Here is a 16,137-nt window from a genome sequence, read left to right as displayed (position 1 = left end):
CCGCAAACGCTGCTGGGCCATATGAGCTCGAGCGCCGCAATGCGGTGTGCGGAATTGCTCCGGTTACCCGGCCGGCGTACCCCGGGGCGCCCCGGATCGCGCGCGCGGATCCTGCTTGGTAAACATCATGGACGGGCCAGTCCACCCTTCCCGGGCTGTGCAGTCGCCGGATGACGAGGAAAAACAGTGAGCGGACACGGAGTGGAATCTGTACCAGTGCTCATCGCAGGCGGATCCCTGGTGGGTCTTTCCACCTCCGTGTTCCTGGGGCGTCTCGGAATCGAGCACATGCTGGTGGAGCGGCATGCCGAGACATCGACGCACCCACGTGGCCGCGGGAACAACGTGCGCACCATGGAGATCTTCCGGACCGCCGAACTCGAGCAGAGCGTGCGGGAGGCCGCCGTGGCTCTCGCCGGGAACGACGGCGTTCTCCAGGTGGACACCCTCGTCGGGAACCGGCGCCGCTGGATCGTTCAGGACATCGCCGCAGGCATGGACATCTCCCGGATCAGCTCCTCGAACTGGTGCCTGTGCAGCCAGAACGATCTGGAGCCGGTCCTGCTGGACCGCGCCCGCCGGGGCGGCGACATCCGCTTCGGTACGGAGCTGCTTTCCTTCACGCAGGACGCAGAGGGAGTCCTGGCGCAGGTGATGTGCCGGGACACCGGTGAGACCCGTACCGTGAAAGCCGATTTCCTGGTCGCCGCCGATGGCCCGAAAAGCCCCGTGCGCAAACGTCTGGGAATCGGCCAGTCCGGACCCGGTGCCCTGTTCCACAACGTCAGTGTCACGTTCCGGAGCAAGGCCCTCAAGGATTACGTCGGGCCGAAGCGCTTCATCGTCTGCTACACCACCGATCCACAGGGGGAAGGCGCCCTGCTGCCCGTGGACAACGAGGAACAGTGGGTCATTCATATCCCGTGGTCCTTCGATCGGGGCGAAACCCTGGAGGACTTCGGAGACGAACGCTGCGCGGCACATATTCGCGCGGCCGTCGGTGTTCCGGACATTGATGTCGAGATCACGGGAAAGGCGCCCTGGCACGCCTCCAAACGGGTCGCGGACAGCTACGGGCAGGGCCGGGTCTTTCTGGCCGGTGACGCGGCGCATGAAATGCCGCCCAACGGGGCGTTCGGCTCCAACACCGGAATCCAGGACGCCCACAACCTCGCCTGGAAACTCGCCGCGGTACTCCGCGGCTGGGCCGGCCCGCCGCTGCTCGACACCTACGAGCGCGAACGACGGCCTGTCGCCGTCACGACGAGCACCCGGGCCTCCCGGCAGGCCGCCGATGAGCAGCACCCCGCATTCGGCCCGGCAGCGCGACGCAACAACGACGCGGCGGACCTCATGACGGTCGCGCTCTGCTACCGGTACGCCTCGGACGCCGTGGTGGGCGCCTCTCCTGAGCGGCAGGTCGTCCCGGAGACCTTCCTGATCGACGGAGAGCCGGGGAGCCGCGCACCCCACATGTGGGTCCGCAGAGCAGGCGCCAGGATCTCCACTCTCGATCTGTACGAACGCTCCTTCGTCGTGCTCGCCGGGGCCGAAGGCCGACGGTGGCGCCGCGCGGCGCAGCAGGCCGCCGAGAGCCTGGGCGTTCCGGTCGAGGTGTATCTCGTGGGAGACGGCCCGGATCACGACCTTGTTCCCGAGCCGGATGCCGACTGGGCGGCACTGCACGGCACCGCCGACGACGGTGCCGTCCTCGTACGCCCGGACGGCTTCGTCGCCTGGCGCGCGCCCACCCACCTGCCGTCCGCCGGCCGTGTGCTGACGGACGTGCTGCAGACCGTGCTCTGCCGCGGCTGAACACCCACCGAAACGACCACGCCGAGGACATGCCGATGACATTCGAAGACGGCCCCGTCGCGGGCCGAGTGGACGTCCACCACCATTTCACCGCGCCGGCCTGGCTGGACTGGGCGGAAGAACGCGGGGTCGTCAACCGCGAGCGGCTGCCCTGGTGGACTCGCTGGGACCTGGACGCGGCTCTGGAGGTCATGGACAAGACGGGCATCGGCACCGCCGTCATGACCGTCGCGATGCTCGGACGGTTCCGCGAGCGGGCGCAGCGCCAGGAGAGCGCACGGATCGCCCTGCGGGCGGCGGCCGATGTCGTCGAGGACCATCCCGCGCGCTTCGCCTTCTTCACTCCGGTGTTCCTGGACGACCTGGAGCTCTCACAGTGGAGCCTGCGCTACGGACTCGACGAACTCGGGGCCGTCGGAGTGAGCACGAGAACGAGCATGGACGGTGTCTACCTCGGTGACGCCACCCACGACCGCCTCCTGCGGGAACTGAACGACCGGTCCGCCGTCATCAGCACGCACCCCATGGAAGTGCCGGCCGGAAAGGACGGCGGTGCCGGACTGCCGGGCATGCCGCCCTTCGTGTGCGACTTCCTCATGGACACCACGCGCGCGGCGATCAACCTGATCCGGAACGGCACCCTGGACCGCTATCCGAATCTCAGCTTCGTCCTTCCCCACGGAGGAGGCTTCCTGCCGTACATGGCGACTCGGCTCGAACTCTTCGGCGGGCACCTCACCCCCGGGATCGAGCCGGGCAGGGTCCGTGACTACCTGCACCGGTTCTACTTCGACACCGCCGGCCCCATGTCTCCCTCCGCCACGCCCACGCTGCTGGCCACGGTGGATCCCAGCCGGATCCTTTTCGGCACGGACTGGCCGCCCACCCCCGCACAGGTCGTCGCCGACATCGCGGTACCCGCCCTGGACGCCGATCCCTTCGTCTCACCGGAGCAGCTCAGGGGCATCAACCGGGAGAACGCCCTGCGTCTGCTGCCGGTACTGGCCCGCTCCTCCTAGCTTTTGGCCTTGGCCGCACGCACGAGAAGAAGGCCGCCGCCCTCGCGGGCGGCGGCCTTCTTCTCGTCGGCTTCACCGGGTGACCGGGGCCGTGTCTCTCTCCCAGTGGTAGAAGCACTGAGCCATCGCGTCCTTCGGACCGCGCCAGGTCTGCGGGTCGTACGGACTGACATACGCCTCGAGCTTGCTGCTGATGTCGCGGAACTCGGGGTGCCCGGCCACGCGCGCGATGGCGGGGCCCGGGTCCTGCTCGGCCTCGATGAAGTGCATGTACACATCGCCGAACTGGAAGAGGGAACGCTGGGTCACCCCGACGAGGCGGGGCAGGTCGCCGCGGTCGGAGGCCGCGAAGACCTCGGCGATGTCCGGAGCCGAGTGCGGGGCCATCCGGGCGACGATCAGGGCGTGGTGCATGGAGTCTCCTTACGCGGCGGCGCCGTTCAGGCGGGCGTGACGGGGGAGGTCCGCCGCTCGTCGGCGGCCTGCTCGATGCGGTCGCGGATGAGGGCCATCTGGACGGGCGAGTTGCGGTTGATGATGTCCGTCATCCCGGCGTCGTCGACCGGCGCGTCCGGCCTCATGGCGAAGTCCTGGGTCCAGTGCATCCGGGTGCCGTCGGGGGTCTCTTCGTACTCCCACCGGATGTTCATGTATTCGAACGGACCGGGTTCGACCCGGCGTGCCGTGACGGTGAGCTTGTCGCGGTCGGTGGTCCGTTCCGACACCCAGCTCCACACCTTGCCGTTCTCGTCGGGGTGCATGGTCAGGCGGAAGGTCACCGTGTCGCCCTGCCGGGTCAGCACCTCGGCGTCCGCGTACTCGCTGAACAGCTGCGGCCATCTCTCGACGTCGTTGGTCATGTCCCAGACGAGGTCGAGGGGTGCGGCGATGGTGATCTCGTTCTCGGTGTGCCCTGCCATGTCAGGCTCCTGCCGTGAGCGTGCTGTTGACGAGGTCGAGGAAGTCGCGGGGGGTCTTGCACTTCTCCGCGTCGGTGGGCAGCGCCCGGGCGTGCCGGTTCTCCAGCTCGCCCACGATGCCCAGGAGGCCGAGCGAGTCCAGCCCGAACTCGGCGAAGGGGGTGTCCACCCGGGCTTCGAGGTCGTGCGGGTCGACGGTGACACCGGCGGCCTTCTTCATCAGTGCGGCCAGCTCTTCGAGGGTCACTTCACTGCTCATGCGCGATCTCCTTTGTCGTACGGATGCGGTGGGCTTCACCGGGCGGCCGGTCCCGGGTCGCGGCGCAGTACCAGCGCCGCGTTGGAGCCCATGAGTCCACGGCTGAGGACCAGGGCCGTGCTCAGCTCGGCCGGGCGCGCCGTCGACGTCACCAGGTCGATGTCGTGGCAGATGTCGAAGACGTTGGGCGTGGGCGGGATCCGCCCTTCTTCCATGGCCATCACCGCGGCCGCGACGTCCAGCAGGGGTGCCCCGCAGTAGGACCGTCCGATGCCGGTCTTGGGAGCCGTGACGGGCACGCGGGTGCCGTGCGGGCCGAGGGCGTCGGCGAGGGCGAGGGCCTCGGCGCGGTCCGCCTCCGGTACACCCATCGCGTCGGCGAAGACCACGTCGATCTCCTCCGGTGCGCAGCCGGCCTCGTCGAGGGCACCGCGGATGGCGTGGGCGAGTCCCTCCCGTGAGCGGTCCCAGCGCGAGGCTCCGGTGAAGGTGGCCGCATGGCCCGCCACGGTGGCGCGGACGTCCGCGTCACGTCGGCGTGCGCGGTCCAGGTCCTCGACGACCAGCACGGCGCCGCCCTCCGCGGGAACGAAGCCGCAGGCCGCGGAGGTGAAGGGCCGGTAGGCCCGTGCCGGGTCCTCGACCGTGCTGAGTTCCGGGTACCCGAGCTGGCAGACCATCGAGTACGGAGCGAGCGGCGCTTCGGCCGCCCCGGCCACGACCACGTCGGTCCCCCGCCCCACGGTCCGGGCGGCGTGCGCGACGGCGTCCAGGCCGCCGGCCTCGTCGCTCGCCACCACACCACAAGGGCCCTTGAATCCGCTGCGAATCGATATCTGGCCCGTGCTGGCCGCGTAGAACCAGGCGATGGACTGGTAGGGCCCGACGAACCGGGACCCCTGCCCCCACAGCTTCTGCAGCTCCCGCTGGCCGAATTCACCGCCACCGGATCCGGCGGCGGTGACCACGCCGACGGAGTACGGGGAGTCCGCGGCCGCATCGCTCAGTCCCGCGTCCTTCAGGGCCGCACTCGCGGCGGCCATCGCGAAGTGGCTGAACCGGTCGGTCTGGACGAGGAAGGTCTCCTCGATGAGTGCCGAGGCGTCGAAGCCCCGGACCTCGCCGGCGACGCGGAGCGGAAGGTGCCCGCACCCCTCCCGGGTGATCCGGTCGAGTACGGACAGGCCCTCCTTGACGGACTTCCAGTAGGTCTCCGCGTGCAGACCGTTGGGCGCGACCACACCGATCCCCGTGATGGCGGTGCGGCGGTTCGGCTGAGCACTCATCGTTTCCTCCCGGCCGGCCCCGTCAGAAGCACCGCGGACTGGAACCCGCCGAAGCCGCTGCCCACGGACAGCACGTTGGCGAGCTTGCGCGGGCGTGCGGTGCGCGGTACGTAGTCCAGGTCGCACTCGGGGTCCGGGGTCTCGTAGTTCGCCGTCGGCGGGACCACCTGGTGGGCCAGGGCCAGCACGCAGGCGACGACCTCGATCGCGCCGATCGCACCGAGCGAGTGGCCCACCATGGACTTGATCGAACTCATGGGGGTGTCGTAGGCGTGGGCGCCCAGGGACCGCTTGACCGCGGCGGTCTCGTGACGGTCGTTCTGGCGGGTGCCCGAGCCGTGGGCGTTGACGTAGTCGATGAGTGAGGGATCCAGACGGGCCTGTCCGAGCGCGGTGTCGATGGCCCTGGCCATCTCCAGGCCCTCGCTGGTCAGCCCGGTCATGTGGTACGCGTTGCCGAAGGTGGCGTAGCCGCCGATCTCGCAGTAGACGTGCGCGCCGCGGGCACGGGCGTGTTCGAGCTCCTCCAGGACGAGCACGGCGGAGCCCTCTCCCATGACGAATCCGTCGCGGTGGGCGTCGAAGGGCCGGGAGGCGTGCGCGGGGTCGTCGTTGTTCGGCGATGTCGCCCTGATGGCGTCGAAGCAGGCCATGGTGATCGGGGAGATCGGGGAGTCGGACGCTCCGGCGATGCAGATGTCGGCGCGGCCGTCCTCGATCGTGTGGAAGCCGTAGCCCACCGCGTCGAGTCCGGAGGTGCAGCCGGTCGACACGGTCTGCACCGGCCCCTGGGCGCCGAAGTACTCGGCGACGTCGGACGCCAGGGTGCTGGGCGAGAACGCCCGGTGCAGGTGCGGACCGGCGGCGCGGTGGTCGACGTCCCAGCGTTGCCCTCGCTCGCTGACCAGGACGTAGTCGTGCTCCAGCCGGGTCGTGCCGCCCACGGCGCTGCCGAGCGAGACGGCCACGCGCCACGGGTCCTCGGCGCCGAAGTCGATGCCGCAGTCGGCCACCGCCTCCGCGGCGGCGACGAGGGCGAACTGTATGTACCGGTCGGCGCGTTCGACCAGGTCGGGATCGAGCCCGTGCGCGAGCGGGTCGAAGTCGCACTCGGCCGCGATACGTGAACGCAGTCCCTCGGGATCGAACAGGGTGATGCCGCGCGTCGCGGTACGGCCGCCCGCGAGGAGGTCCCAGAAGGCCGGCACCCCGATGCCGCCCGGGGCGACGACGCCGATGCCGGTGACCGCCACCCGCCGGGTCACGAGGGCACCCCGCGGCGTTCGGGCTGCGCGCCGTCCCCCTGCACGGCCGGGTACGTCTCGCCGCTCGCGTTCCCCTCCACGGGCTCCGTGTCGACGTGGCCCATGCTCGGCTTGGGAGCAAGCGGCCCCAGATGGAAGACCATCCGGGCTTCCACGTCACCGATGTTGCGGAAGCGGTGCCGCATGCCGATGGGGACCATGAGGCCCTGGTCGGCGCGGATCGGGTGGGTCACGTCGTCCAGGTCGACTTCCAGCTCGCCCTGGACGACGTAGACGAACTCCTCCGAGTACGGGTGGTAGTGCTCGCTGATGCGTTCCCCCGGCTGCATGATGGCCAGGCCCATGAACCCACTCGTGGACCCCACCGTGAGGGGCGTGAGCAGGGTGCGCAGGTCGCCGCCACGCTTGCGGTTGGGCTCGGTCTCGCTGAGGTCCACGATGCGCGGGCGCGTCTTGTACATGGTCCGTCTCCAGGTCGGTCTGTGGGGTGTTGTCCGTGGGCGGGTGTCGTCCACGGACTGTCAGGACTGGGCAGCCCTGCGATCGGTGATCAGCGTCATGTCGGTGTGCGCCAGGAGGCGGGTGGCGTCCCGGTCGCCCGAGAGCGGCCCTTCGACGCCGAGTGCGGCGCCGTCGAGCAGGCGGGCCAGCACGGCGGCCTTCCTCTTGCCGTGCAGGCCGAGCACCCTGACCGGATCGGTCTCGGGATCCCGCGTGTCGACGAGACGGACGACCAGGTCGTCCCGGTGGAAGACGGTGCTGCGGTGCACGGGCCCGTCGGGGTCGGCCGCGGCGGTCTCGTCCTGCTGGGCGAGCAGCCGGGCCAGCGCCATCCCGCAGCCCTCACGGGCCGGGTAGTACAGGGCGAGACGCCGCAGACCCTCCGGCTCCGGTCCGCCACGCGCCACATGGTGCACGGCCGGCATGGCCGCGCGGATGAAGAAGGCCCGTGCCGAGGCCGGGTCGGTCAGATCCCTGCTCTGTTCCAGGTGCGGATTGAGGGCTTCCTCGACGGCCCGCACCTCCGGCTGACGCGAGACGTGGCGCAGCGCCGTCTGCAGATCGCCCTCCACCTCGACGGTGCGTACGACTCGGTTGCCGTGCATGAACAGCGTCGTGCGGCGCAGTCGCGTGGAGTCGTCGGCGCGGGCCTGGGGCGGCGCGTATCCGGCGAGGATGTCCGCGACCTTCGACTCGGAGCCGGGCTTGACGGTGAACGTCAGCGCATGGCGCGTCACTCCGTCACCCATCCGCACCGGCGCCTGGACCCCGTCGGCGGTCCCGGCGGTGGGCGGGAGCGCACGCCCGGTCTCACGGACGATGCTGTAGCGCATCGACCGGATGTCCCGGACGCAGTCCTGCATGGGCCTGACGGTCTCCAGGTGCTCTTCGCTGTTCACCCAGGCGAGATACGGCGGCGCGGTCGCCCATTCGCTGGTGATGAGCCACTGGGACGGGTTCTCCACGGACTGGCACAGTTGGTCACCGAGGTGACCGGGAACCGACGCGACCCGGCTGCGCATGTGCTCGTACGCGTCGAGGAACCGCTGCTGGGCGCCTTCGTGGAGATCGACGAGCAGGATGACGCGCAGCCTGGAGCCGTCGAACGCCGACTGGGACGTATACGTCGAAGTGTTCACCGGCAGGCCCTTCCTTCGCTGGGCAGACGGCGGCCGCCGTGTCCGGCAGCGGGACGGCGGTCGGCCCTGAGCCCTCATCGTGGGTCGGTACGTGGGACTCCGCGAGCCGCACGGGTCATCAGAGGGAACTGCCCGGTGCGCAGGGCACGTTTGTGCCTCGCCAGAACACGAAGAAGCCCCGGCCCATGAAGGGCCGGGGCTGTGGTCCTTACGGTCTACTCGGCGAGGTGCCGCTCCACCGTCTCCACCTTGGAGGTGAGCCCGTCGGTCACTCCGGGGCGGATGTCCGCCTTGAGGACCAGGGACACACGCGGAGCCCGCTGCTCGACCGCGGCGACGGCGCGCTTGACGACGTCCATGACCTCGTCCCACTCGCCCTCGATCGAGGTGAACATCGCGTCGGTCCGGTGGGGCAGGCCCGACTCGCGCACCACGCGGACGGCGTCGGCGACGTACTCCCCCACGTCCTCGCCGACGCCCAGCGGCGTCACGGAAAAGGCGACGATCACGCCTTCACCGCCCCTTCCTGGCGCGCCCGGGATGCGATGACCGCGTCCTCGGCCTCACGCCGCAGCTTGCGCTCGGCGAAGAACCCGCCCGCCGGGAGCACGGACAGCACGAAGTACAGCGCGGCGGTCTTCACCGGCCACTTCGTCCGGTTCCACGCGTCGGCCCAGAAGATCACGTACAGGATGAACAGGACACCGTGCACCATGCCCATCACCGGCACGGCGTTGAAGTCCGTGGTCCGCTTCAGCACCGAGCAGACCAGCAGGAGGAGGAAGGAGATCGCCTCGGGGGCCGAGACCAGGCGGAGGCGGCGGAGGGCGGTGGCGGTCTTGAGGTCCACGGGTCACCTTCGGTGGGAGAGACGGTCTGACGGGTTTGTGAACGCACGCACAAGCGTCCGGCCCATTGTGGCAAACCGCTGCGGGGCCCGGCCCCTAGGGGTGCGGTCAGGGTCCTTCTCCACCCACAGGCCCTGTCCGTGGTGCCCGGCCTGCGGCTACCTTCACCTACGTGGCGATGTTCCGACTTCAGAGCAGCAAGGTGCTCGCCGTCGACATGACCGGAGACGCCGTGAAGGCGAAGAACGGCTCGATGGTGGCGTACGACGGCGAGATGGCCTTCAAGAAGCTCAGCGGCGGCGGCGAGGGCATACGAGGCATGGTGACCCGGCGGCTGACCGGTGAGCAGATGACCTTGATGGAGGTGAAGGGGCGGGGGACCTGCTGGTTCGCGGACCGTGCCTCCGAGATCAACCTGGTCGCCATCCAGGGCGACAAGCTCTACGTGGAGTCGAGCAACCTGCTCGCGACCGACGGCGGGCTGCGCACGGGGACGGAGTTCACCGGCCTGCGCGGCGCCTCGCAGGGCAACGGGCTGTTCACGACGACCGTCGAGGGCCACGGCCAGGCGGCGATCATGTCGGACGGCCCGGCGGTGGTGCTGCGGGTGAGCGCGCAGTACCCGCTGACCGTCGACCCGGGGGCGTACGTGGCGCACCAGGGGAACCTGCGGCAGTCCTTCCAGTCCGGTGTGACGTTCCGCACGCTGCTCGGGGAGGGCGGCGGCGAGGCCTTCCAGATGCGGTTCGAGGGGGACGGTCTGGTGTACGTGCAGCCGAGCGAGCGGAACACGATCGCGGGAGACGTGTGACATGGCCTTCCGGGAGATCAACGCGAAGATGGTCGAGGCGACGGTGACGCCCGGTCAGCGGTTGTTCAGCCAGCGCGGCGCGATGCTCGCGTACCGGGGCGAGGTGTCCTTCACACCCAACACGGCCGGCGGCCAGGGCGGGCTCATGTCGATGATCGGCCGCCGGGTCGCCGACGAGGACACGCCCCTGATGACGGTCGAGGGCAGCGGCACCGTCCTCTTCGGGCACGGCGGGCACCACGTCCAGGTGATCCAGCTCGCCGGCGACACGCTGTACGTCGAGGCGGACCGGCTCCTGGCCTTCGAGGGCACGCTCCAGCAGGGCACGATGTTCCTGGGCTCGCAGGGCGGCGTCATGGGCATGGTGCGCGGGCAGGTCAGCGGCCAGGGGCTGTTCACGACCACGCTCAAGGGGCACGGGGCCGTCGCGGTCATGGCCCATGGCGGAGTGATCGAGATCCCGGTCACCCCCCAGCGGCCGGTGCACGTGGACCCGCAGGCCTACGTCGCCCACCACGGCGACGTCCGCAACAAGCTGTCCACCGCCCTGGGCTGGCGGGACATGGTGGGCCGCGGCTCGGGCGAGGCGTTCCAGCTGGAGCTCAGCGGCAGCGGTGCGGTGTACGTCCAGGCGTCGGAGGAGAAGCTGTGAGCACGTACGGAACCCCGGGCGCCGGCCCCGCGGTCTTCGACCCGGCGACGCTGCCGCCCGACGACAACGTCAATCCCTACACCTTCTGCGTGGAGCTCAAGGGGAGCCAGTGGTTCCTCCAGAAGGGGAAGATGATCGCCTACTACGGCTCGATCGACTTCAACGGCGTCGGGCACGGCCGGCTGGACCGTCTCGTCCGCACGTCCTTCCATTCGCCACTGCACGCGAGCGACTGGGTCGTGGCGGAGGGCTCGGGCAAGATGCTCCTCGCCGACCGGGCCTTCGACGTGAACTCGTACGACCTCGAGAACGGCAACCTGACCATTCGCTCGGGCAACCTCCTCGCTTTTCAGCCAACTCTGTCGCTGAAGCAATCAATCGTGCCGGGTTTCCTGACCCTCATCGGAACCGGAAAGTTCGTGGCCGCGTCGAACGGCCCTGTGGTGTTCATGGAACCCCCCATCCGGGTCGACCCCCAGGCCCTGGTCGGATGGGCCGACTGCCCCTCGCCGTGCCACCACTACGACCACGGGTACATGACCGGCGTCATGGGCGGTCTACGTGCGCTGACGGGCCTCGGCGGGGTTTCCGGGGAGGAGCACCAGTTCGAGTTCGTCGGCGCCGGCACGGTCCTGCTCCAGTCCTCCGAGACCCTCATGGCCGAGCACGCCACGGGGGCCGTTCCGCACCAGGCCGGAGTGCCCGGCGGCGGGGCGCACAGCCCCCAGGCAGGCCAGTCCGGCGTACCGCGTCTTCCCGGACAGCTGGGGGACCTCCAGCGTCGCTTCGGGCTGTGAGCGGTAGTCTGCGGAGTGTGACATCGAACGTCTGCGCACCGATGTTCGGCTGGTGCGCTCCGTCACACGAAAACCCTCACTAGTTCGCCTTTCAACCTTTTAGGTAGACTTCATTCATGGAGACCGAGACGGCCACCCGCTGGCTGACCGATGCGGAGCAGTGCGCTTGGCGCACCCACCTGGAGGTCAACAGGCTGTTGACGTACCAGCTCGAAAAGGACCTGCAGCCGTTCGGCCTGACAATGAACGACTACGAGATCCTGGTGAATCTCTCCGAGTCGGAGGACCAGCGGATGCGGATGAGCGACCTCGCCTCCGCCACCCTCCAGTCCAAGAGCCGCCTCTCGCACCAGATCACTCGCATGGAGAACGCGAACCTGGTCCGGCGGGAGAACTGCGAGTCCGACCGCCGGGGGCTCTACGCGGTCCTCACCGAGCACGGCATGGCGACGATGCAGAAGGTCGCGCCCCACCATGTGGCATCCGTGCGGAGGCACTTCATCGACCTGCTGTCGCCCGAGGCCCTGACGGAGCTCGACAAGGCCCTCAAGCCCATCGCGGAGCACCTGCGCGGCCAGCGCGGACGCCCGTGACCCGGACGGCGTACCGGGGCCGTGCGGCCCCGGCGCGACGACAGGCCCCGCGTCCGCGGCATGACCCGAACGACAGGCCCTAGGACAGCGGCAGGCGGAGTTCGAACAGGGCTCCGCCCGCGGGCCCCTGGGCGGCCGTGAGCGTGCCGCCGTGGCGTACGGCGACGTCCCGGGCGATGGCGAGTCCCAGCCCGGCACCGCCGTCGTCACGGCTGCGGGCGGCGTCCAGCCGTACGAACCGCTCGAAGATCCGCTCCCGGTCGGACGCGGGCACGCCGTCCCCGTCGTCCGCCACCCCGACCAAAGCCAGGTCACCCTCCCGTCGCACGCTCACGGTGACGGCCGACCTGGCGTGCCGCTGGGCGTTGTCGAGCAGATTGGCCAGCACACGGCCCAACTGCCCGCGCGATCCGGCCACGTTCACCGGCTCCGCGTCCACCGTCACGCCCGTCCGCCCCTCGGCCGCCTCCCGGGCCAGCCCGGCGAGGTCGACCTTCGCGTCGCTGGGCCGCTCCCCCGCGTCCAGCCGGGCGAGCAGCAGCAGGTCGGCGGCGAGCCGCTGGAGCCGTACGGTGTCCTCCACGGCCCCGTCGAGGTCCAGCAGCTCGGGATGCGCGGCGGCCACCTCCAACTGCGTGCGCAGCGAGGCGATCGGGCTCCGCAGCTCGTGGGAGGCGTCGGCGACGAAGCGCCGCTGCCGCTCCACGGAGGTCTCCAGGGCCGCGAGCGTCTCGTTCGTCGTCCGGGCGAGCCGGGCGACCTCGTCGTGCGTCTGCGGCTCCGGGACACGGCGCGCGAGGTCCTGGGAGGCGGTGATCGCGGCCATCTCGCTGCGGATGTCCTCCACCGGCCGCAGCGCCCGCCGGGTGACCAGCCAGGTCACCCCCGCGACGACGCCGAGCAGCAGCGGGAACCCGATCAGCATCACCGTCAGGGCGGTCTGCACGGCACCGTGCTCGGCGGCCAGCGGGGCACCGGCGTAGACCTTCAGACGCCCCCGGTCGTGGGTCTCGACCTCGACGGCGGCGAACCGGTAGTCCTGCGTGTGGCCGTCGATCGTCGCGGACCCGTTGCTGAAGGTGCTCTCGCCGGCGATCTCGCCGTGTTCGAGGGCCTCTTCGTGGTCGTCGGAGTCGTCGTCATCGTTCCCGCGAGGCGCCACCGACGGCTGCGGCTTCACCCGGTCGGAGTCGGTACCGCTGATCTTCTCCAGATCCTCGCTGGCCGCCACCAGCCGCTTCTCCTCGGCGAGGACCTGGACCGGCCCGTCGTCGCCGTCCAGCCCGGACAACTTGCCGTACGGCGTTCCGGCGGCGAGCTCGGAGGCGACCGCCCGGGCGGAGCGTTCCGCCCGGGTGCCGGCCTCGCCCATCAGGTTGGACTTCAGAGACAGCAGGACGGCGGCCCCGGCGGCGACGAGCGCCACCGCGACCACGAGTGTGGCTCCCAGTGTGGCCCGCGCCCGGACGGACCCGAACAGCCGCCTCATGGCGACGTCTCCAGCCGGTACCCGGCGCCGCGCACGGTCCGGATCAGCCCGGCCCGCAGCTTCCGCCGCAGGGTGCTGACGTACACCTCGACGATGTTGGGATCCCCGTCGTACGCGAAGTCCCACACGTGTTCGAGGATGTCGGACTTGGACACGACCTCCCCGGCCCGCAGCACGAGGTGCTCCAGCACGGAGAACTCCTTGGTGGTCAGGGCGACTTCGTCCTCCCCGAGGAACACCCGCCGGGCCGCGGTGTCCACCTTCAGGTCCCCGTGCACATGCACGGGCGAGGCCCCGGCACCCACTCCGCGCCGCCGCAGCAGCGCCTTGACCCGGGCGACGAGCACGACGTACGAGAAGGGCTTGGTCAGGTAGTCGTCCGCACCGGTGTCGAGCCCCTCGGCCTCGTCGTACTCGCCGTCCTTGGCGGTGAGCATCAGGATCGGCACCTCGTGACCTGCGGCGCGCAGGGCGGCGCAGACCCGGTAGCCGTTGAGCCCGGGCAGCATGATGTCGAGGATCACCAGGTCGTACGTGCCCTCCGATGCCTGGTGCAGGCCCTCCCGTCCGTCGTGGACGACGTCCACGGCGTACCCCTCGGCCGTCAGGCCCCTGGCGAGCGACAGGGCCAGCCGCTTCTCGTCCTCCACGATCAACAGGCGCATGGGTAAAGAGTGGCAAAGCCGAGCTGAAGATCCCTTCAGGGGTCTTCAGGTTCCTCTCAGCGTCGGTCAGCCAGATTGGAACACGTCGAAAACGAAACGACTCGGGAGGAATCCGCATGAAGCGCAACATCGTGATCGCCGCTGTGACCGCTGCCGCTCTGATCGGAGGCGGTACGGCCACGGCTCTCGCGACCACGGGAGACGACCAGGGCTCGGCGCGGCAGGCGGCGAACACCCGGCTGTCGGACGACGACGGCCGCGACGACCAGGACGGCGCGGACGCGCAGGACGACCGCGACGACGACGCCGCGCGGGCCGCTTCCGCCGACGTGACGGCGTCCGAGGCCATCGCCTCCGCGCTGAAGCACACGTCCGGCACGGCCGTGTCCGCCGAGCTGGACGACGAGGACGACAGCGGCAAGGTGATCTGGAAGGTCGACGTCCTGTCCGGCGACAACAGCTGGCACAGCGTGAGCGTCGACCCGTCGAACGGCAAGGTGCTCGGCTCGCACGCCGACGACGAGGACGACACGGCGCAGGTGCGGGCGGCGCTGAAGGGCTCTTCCGTGACGGCCGAGGAGGCCGCGAAGGCCGCCGCCGGCAAGGGCACGGTGACGTCCGTGGACCTGGACGAGGACGGCAAGAACAAGTCCTGGGAGGCCGAGACGCACAAGTCCGGCGGCGCCGAGCAGGACTGGAAGATCGACCTCGGCACGGGCAAGGTCACGGCGGACCACTCGGACGACCAGGTCGACGACTCCGACGACCAGGACTGATCAGGTCAAGCCGCTTCCTGCCGCCCCGGTGTCGCAACAGACGCCGGGGCGTCGAGGTGCTCGGCGCTGGTGCTGAGGCCGGGTGGGTCCGCAACCCGGCGGAACGGGGTGCCGCTGCGCCCACCCGTGCCGCCTGGGGGCACCTCCCAGGCCCTTAAGGCACTGGGGGAGGCACGATTGCCCGCAACTGGGGCGGCCACGACGCGCCCGCACCCGCGAACGCACGGAAGGGGACGTGTCGGGGGTGTCCGCCCCAGGCGCTACGCGCACCCCACCGAAGCAGCCCCAGGCCGCCGCAGGCACCCCGCCCACCGACGATTAGCTCTCCGTCAACCCGGCAACCAGCTCATCAGCCGCCCGATACGGATCCAGCCCCCCGGACACGATCCGCTCCGCGAGCGCGCCCAGGCGCCGGTCGCCGTGCAGGTCCCCGATCCGCTCCCGCAGCGCCGTCACCGCGATCGTCTCGACCTCCCGCGCCGCACGGGCCATGCGCCGCTCCGCGAGCACGCCCCGCTCCTCCATCCAGGCCCGGTGCTTCTCCAGGGCCTCGACGACCTCGTCCATGCCTTCCCCGCGCGCGGCGACCGTCTTCACGATGGGCGGGCGCCAGTCCCCGGGGCCCCGGGCCTCCCCCAGCCCCAGCATGTGGTTCAGCTCGCGAGCCGTCGCGTCCGCCCCGTCCCGGTCGGCCTTGTTCACGACGTACACGTCACCGATCTCCAGGATCCCGGCCTTGGCCGCCTGGATCCCGTCGCCCATCCCCGGCGCGAGCAGCACGACGGACGTGTCCGCCTGGGAGGCGATCTCCACCTCGGACTGCCCCACACCCACCGTCTCGACGATGATCACGTCACACCCCGCCGCGTCCAGCACCCGGATGGCCTGCGGCGCGGCCCACGCGAGGCCGCCCAGATGCCCGCGCGTCGCCATGGAACGGATGTACACGCCCGGGTCCGACGCGTGCTCCGACATCCGCACCCGGTCCCCGAGCAGCGCACCGCCGGAGAACGGGGACGACGGGTCGACGGCCAGCACGCCGACCCGCTTGTCCTGCTTGCGGTACGCGGTCACCAGCGCCGACGTCGACGTGGACTTGCCGACCCCGGGCGACCCCGTCAGCCCGACCACGTACGCGTTGCCCGCCAACGGCGCCAGCGCCGCCATGACCTCCCTGAGCTGCGGGGACGCCCCCTCCACCAGGGAGATCAGCCGGGCCACGGCCCGCGGCCGGCCCTCCCTGGCCTGGGCGACCAGCGTGGAGACGTCCTGCATCACAGCTCCGTTCAGATGAGGGAGATC

Annotated in this window: 19 protein-coding genes; 7 read left to right on the top strand and 12 right to left on the bottom strand. The window is 70.4% G+C overall.

Annotation, left to right across the window (positions count from 1 at the left end; all coding sequences use genetic code 11):
- Positions 1–186 precede the first annotated feature (186 nt).
- Together CP976_RS29720 and CP976_RS29715 are read left to right on the top strand one after the other, a co-directional pair.
- Complete coding sequence (locus CP976_RS29720) at positions 187–1,815, top strand: FAD-dependent monooxygenase (protein ID WP_150483083.1); 1,629 nt, start codon at positions 187–189, stop codon at positions 1,813–1,815.
- Between the two features lie 35 nt (positions 1,816–1,850).
- Positions 1,851–2,834 (top strand): amidohydrolase family protein, encoded by a 984-nt coding sequence (locus tag CP976_RS29715; RefSeq protein ID WP_150483082.1) that lies wholly within the window; start codon positions 1,851–1,853, stop codon positions 2,832–2,834.
- 72 nt (positions 2,835–2,906) lie between these two features.
- Here the strand turns inward: CP976_RS29715 and CP976_RS29710 are convergent, their stop codons facing one another.
- The 9 genes from CP976_RS29710 to CP976_RS29670 form a co-directional block, all read right to left on the bottom strand.
- Positions 2,907–3,248 (bottom strand): TcmI family type II polyketide cyclase, encoded by a 342-nt coding sequence (locus CP976_RS29710; RefSeq protein ID WP_086844669.1) that lies wholly within the window; start codon positions 3,246–3,248, stop codon positions 2,907–2,909.
- Positions 3,249–3,274: 26 nt separating this feature from the next.
- Entirely contained in the window at positions 3,275–3,754 is a 480-nt protein-coding gene (locus CP976_RS29705) for an SRPBCC family protein (RefSeq protein WP_150483081.1), read from the bottom strand.
- A 1-nt stretch (position 3,755) separates the two neighbouring features.
- Positions 3,756–4,013 (bottom strand): acyl carrier protein, encoded by a 258-nt coding sequence (locus CP976_RS29700; protein WP_020276097.1) that lies wholly within the window; start codon positions 4,011–4,013, stop codon positions 3,756–3,758.
- Positions 4,014–4,048: 35 nt separating this feature from the next.
- Positions 4,049–5,299, bottom strand: coding sequence for a ketosynthase chain-length factor (locus tag CP976_RS29695; RefSeq protein ID WP_150483080.1), 1,251 nt, complete (start codon positions 5,297–5,299; stop codon positions 4,049–4,051).
- Positions 5,296–6,564: a beta-ketoacyl-[acyl-carrier-protein] synthase family protein gene (locus CP976_RS29690; RefSeq protein ID WP_150483079.1), complete on the bottom strand. Its 1,269-nt coding sequence runs from the start codon at positions 6,562–6,564 to the stop codon at positions 5,296–5,298. The genes CP976_RS29695 and CP976_RS29690 overlap by 4 nt, the downstream gene beginning before the upstream one ends.
- The gene (locus tag CP976_RS29685) at positions 6,561–7,025 is read right to left on the bottom strand and encodes a cupin domain-containing protein (protein WP_150483078.1); all 465 of its coding nucleotides are present in this window, start codon (positions 7,023–7,025) and stop codon (positions 6,561–6,563) included. The genes CP976_RS29690 and CP976_RS29685 overlap by 4 nt, the downstream gene beginning before the upstream one ends.
- 60 nt (positions 7,026–7,085) lie before the next feature.
- Positions 7,086–8,204, bottom strand: coding sequence for a SchA/CurD-like domain-containing protein (locus CP976_RS29680; protein ID WP_150483077.1), 1,119 nt, complete (start codon positions 8,202–8,204; stop codon positions 7,086–7,088).
- Positions 8,205–8,419: 215 nt separating this feature from the next.
- Entirely contained in the window at positions 8,420–8,713 is a 294-nt protein-coding gene (locus CP976_RS29675) for an MTH1187 family thiamine-binding protein (protein ID WP_086844657.1), read from the bottom strand.
- Positions 8,710–9,054, bottom strand: coding sequence for a DUF3817 domain-containing protein (locus tag CP976_RS29670; RefSeq protein WP_150483076.1), 345 nt, complete (start codon positions 9,052–9,054; stop codon positions 8,710–8,712). Before CP976_RS29670 ends, CP976_RS29675 begins: the two co-directional genes overlap by 4 nt.
- Before the next feature lie 176 nt (positions 9,055–9,230).
- Here CP976_RS29670 and CP976_RS29665 point away from each other — a divergent pair, with 176 nt between their 5' ends.
- The 4 genes from CP976_RS29665 (at position 9,231) to CP976_RS29650 (ending at position 11,905) form a co-directional block, all read left to right on the top strand.
- Entirely contained in the window at positions 9,231–9,863 is a 633-nt protein-coding gene (locus CP976_RS29665) for an AIM24 family protein (protein ID WP_150485558.1), read from the top strand.
- 1 nt (position 9,864) lies between these two features.
- On the top strand, positions 9,865–10,515 hold the full coding sequence (locus CP976_RS29660; protein WP_150483075.1) for an AIM24 family protein: 651 nt from the start codon (positions 9,865–9,867) through the stop codon (positions 10,513–10,515).
- On the top strand, positions 10,512–11,312 hold the full coding sequence (locus CP976_RS29655; protein WP_150483074.1) for an AIM24 family protein: 801 nt from the start codon (positions 10,512–10,514) through the stop codon (positions 11,310–11,312). The genes CP976_RS29660 and CP976_RS29655 overlap by 4 nt, the downstream gene beginning before the upstream one ends.
- Before the next feature lie 116 nt (positions 11,313–11,428).
- The gene (locus tag CP976_RS29650) at positions 11,429–11,905 is read left to right on the top strand and encodes a MarR family winged helix-turn-helix transcriptional regulator (RefSeq protein WP_031116423.1); all 477 of its coding nucleotides are present in this window, start codon (positions 11,429–11,431) and stop codon (positions 11,903–11,905) included.
- Positions 11,906–11,984: 79 nt separating this feature from the next.
- Here the strand turns inward: CP976_RS29650 and CP976_RS29645 are convergent, their stop codons facing one another.
- Both CP976_RS29645 and CP976_RS29640 read right to left on the bottom strand, forming a co-directional pair.
- Complete coding sequence (locus tag CP976_RS29645; RefSeq protein WP_150483073.1) at positions 11,985–13,394, bottom strand: sensor histidine kinase; 1,410 nt, start codon at positions 13,392–13,394, stop codon at positions 11,985–11,987.
- Positions 13,391–14,059 carry a response regulator transcription factor gene (locus CP976_RS29640; RefSeq protein ID WP_150483072.1) on the bottom strand — a complete coding sequence of 223 codons (669 nt, stop codon included), beginning with the start codon at positions 14,057–14,059 and terminating at the stop codon, positions 13,391–13,393. Before CP976_RS29640 ends, CP976_RS29645 begins: the two co-directional genes overlap by 4 nt.
- A 116-nt stretch (positions 14,060–14,175) precedes the next feature.
- Between CP976_RS29640 and CP976_RS29635 the strand changes: the two genes are divergently transcribed.
- A complete protein-coding gene (locus CP976_RS29635) occupies positions 14,176–14,835 on the top strand; it encodes a PepSY domain-containing protein (RefSeq protein ID WP_150483071.1) in 660 nt (219 codons plus the stop codon).
- 318 nt (positions 14,836–15,153) lie between these two features.
- On the opposite strand, the gene meaB is transcribed toward CP976_RS29635, so the two are convergent.
- Entirely contained in the window at positions 15,154–16,110 is a 957-nt protein-coding gene (gene meaB / locus CP976_RS29630; RefSeq protein ID WP_150483070.1) for a methylmalonyl Co-A mutase-associated GTPase MeaB, read from the bottom strand.
- Positions 16,111–16,137: the final 27 nt, after the last annotated feature.

This window comes from Streptomyces coeruleorubidus (assembly GCF_008705135.1).
GTDB lineage: Bacteria > Actinomycetota > Actinomycetes > Streptomycetales > Streptomycetaceae > Streptomyces > Streptomyces coeruleofuscus.
The sequence above is the reverse complement of the archived record's forward strand: the minus strand, read 5'-3'. Positions and strand labels throughout refer to the sequence as shown.

Excerpts from the sequence above, each read along its gene's own strand:
- CP976_RS29695 (WP_150483080.1), bottom strand. The coding sequence starts at position 5,299 with ATGAGTGCTCAGCCGAACCGCCGCACCGCCATCACGGGGATCGGTGTG.
- CP976_RS29645 (WP_150483073.1), bottom strand. The coding sequence starts at position 13,394 with ATGAGGCGGCTGTTCGGGTCCGTCCGGGCGCGGGCCACACTGGGAGCC.
- meaB (WP_150483070.1), bottom strand. The coding sequence starts at position 16,110 with ATGCAGGACGTCTCCACGCTGGTCGCCCAGGCCAGGGAGGGCCGGCCG.
- CP976_RS29705 (WP_150483081.1), bottom strand. The coding sequence starts at position 3,754 with ATGGCAGGGCACACCGAGAACGAGATCACCATCGCCGCACCCCTCGAC.
- CP976_RS29665 (WP_150485558.1), top strand. The coding sequence starts at position 9,231 with ATGTTCCGACTTCAGAGCAGCAAGGTGCTCGCCGTCGACATGACCGGA.
- CP976_RS29710 (WP_086844669.1), bottom strand. The coding sequence starts at position 3,248 with ATGCACCACGCCCTGATCGTCGCCCGGATGGCCCCGCACTCGGCTCCG.
- CP976_RS29660 (WP_150483075.1), top strand. The coding sequence starts at position 9,865 with ATGGCCTTCCGGGAGATCAACGCGAAGATGGTCGAGGCGACGGTGACG.
- CP976_RS29715 (WP_150483082.1), top strand. The coding sequence starts at position 1,851 with ATGACATTCGAAGACGGCCCCGTCGCGGGCCGAGTGGACGTCCACCAC.
- CP976_RS29700 (WP_020276097.1), bottom strand. The coding sequence starts at position 4,013 with ATGAGCAGTGAAGTGACCCTCGAAGAGCTGGCCGCACTGATGAAGAAG.
- CP976_RS29650 (WP_031116423.1), top strand. The coding sequence starts at position 11,429 with ATGGAGACCGAGACGGCCACCCGCTGGCTGACCGATGCGGAGCAGTGC.
- CP976_RS29685 (WP_150483078.1), bottom strand. The coding sequence starts at position 7,025 with ATGTACAAGACGCGCCCGCGCATCGTGGACCTCAGCGAGACCGAGCCC.
- CP976_RS29640 (WP_150483072.1), bottom strand. The coding sequence starts at position 14,059 with ATGCGCCTGTTGATCGTGGAGGACGAGAAGCGGCTGGCCCTGTCGCTC.
- CP976_RS29635 (WP_150483071.1), top strand. The coding sequence starts at position 14,176 with ATGAAGCGCAACATCGTGATCGCCGCTGTGACCGCTGCCGCTCTGATC.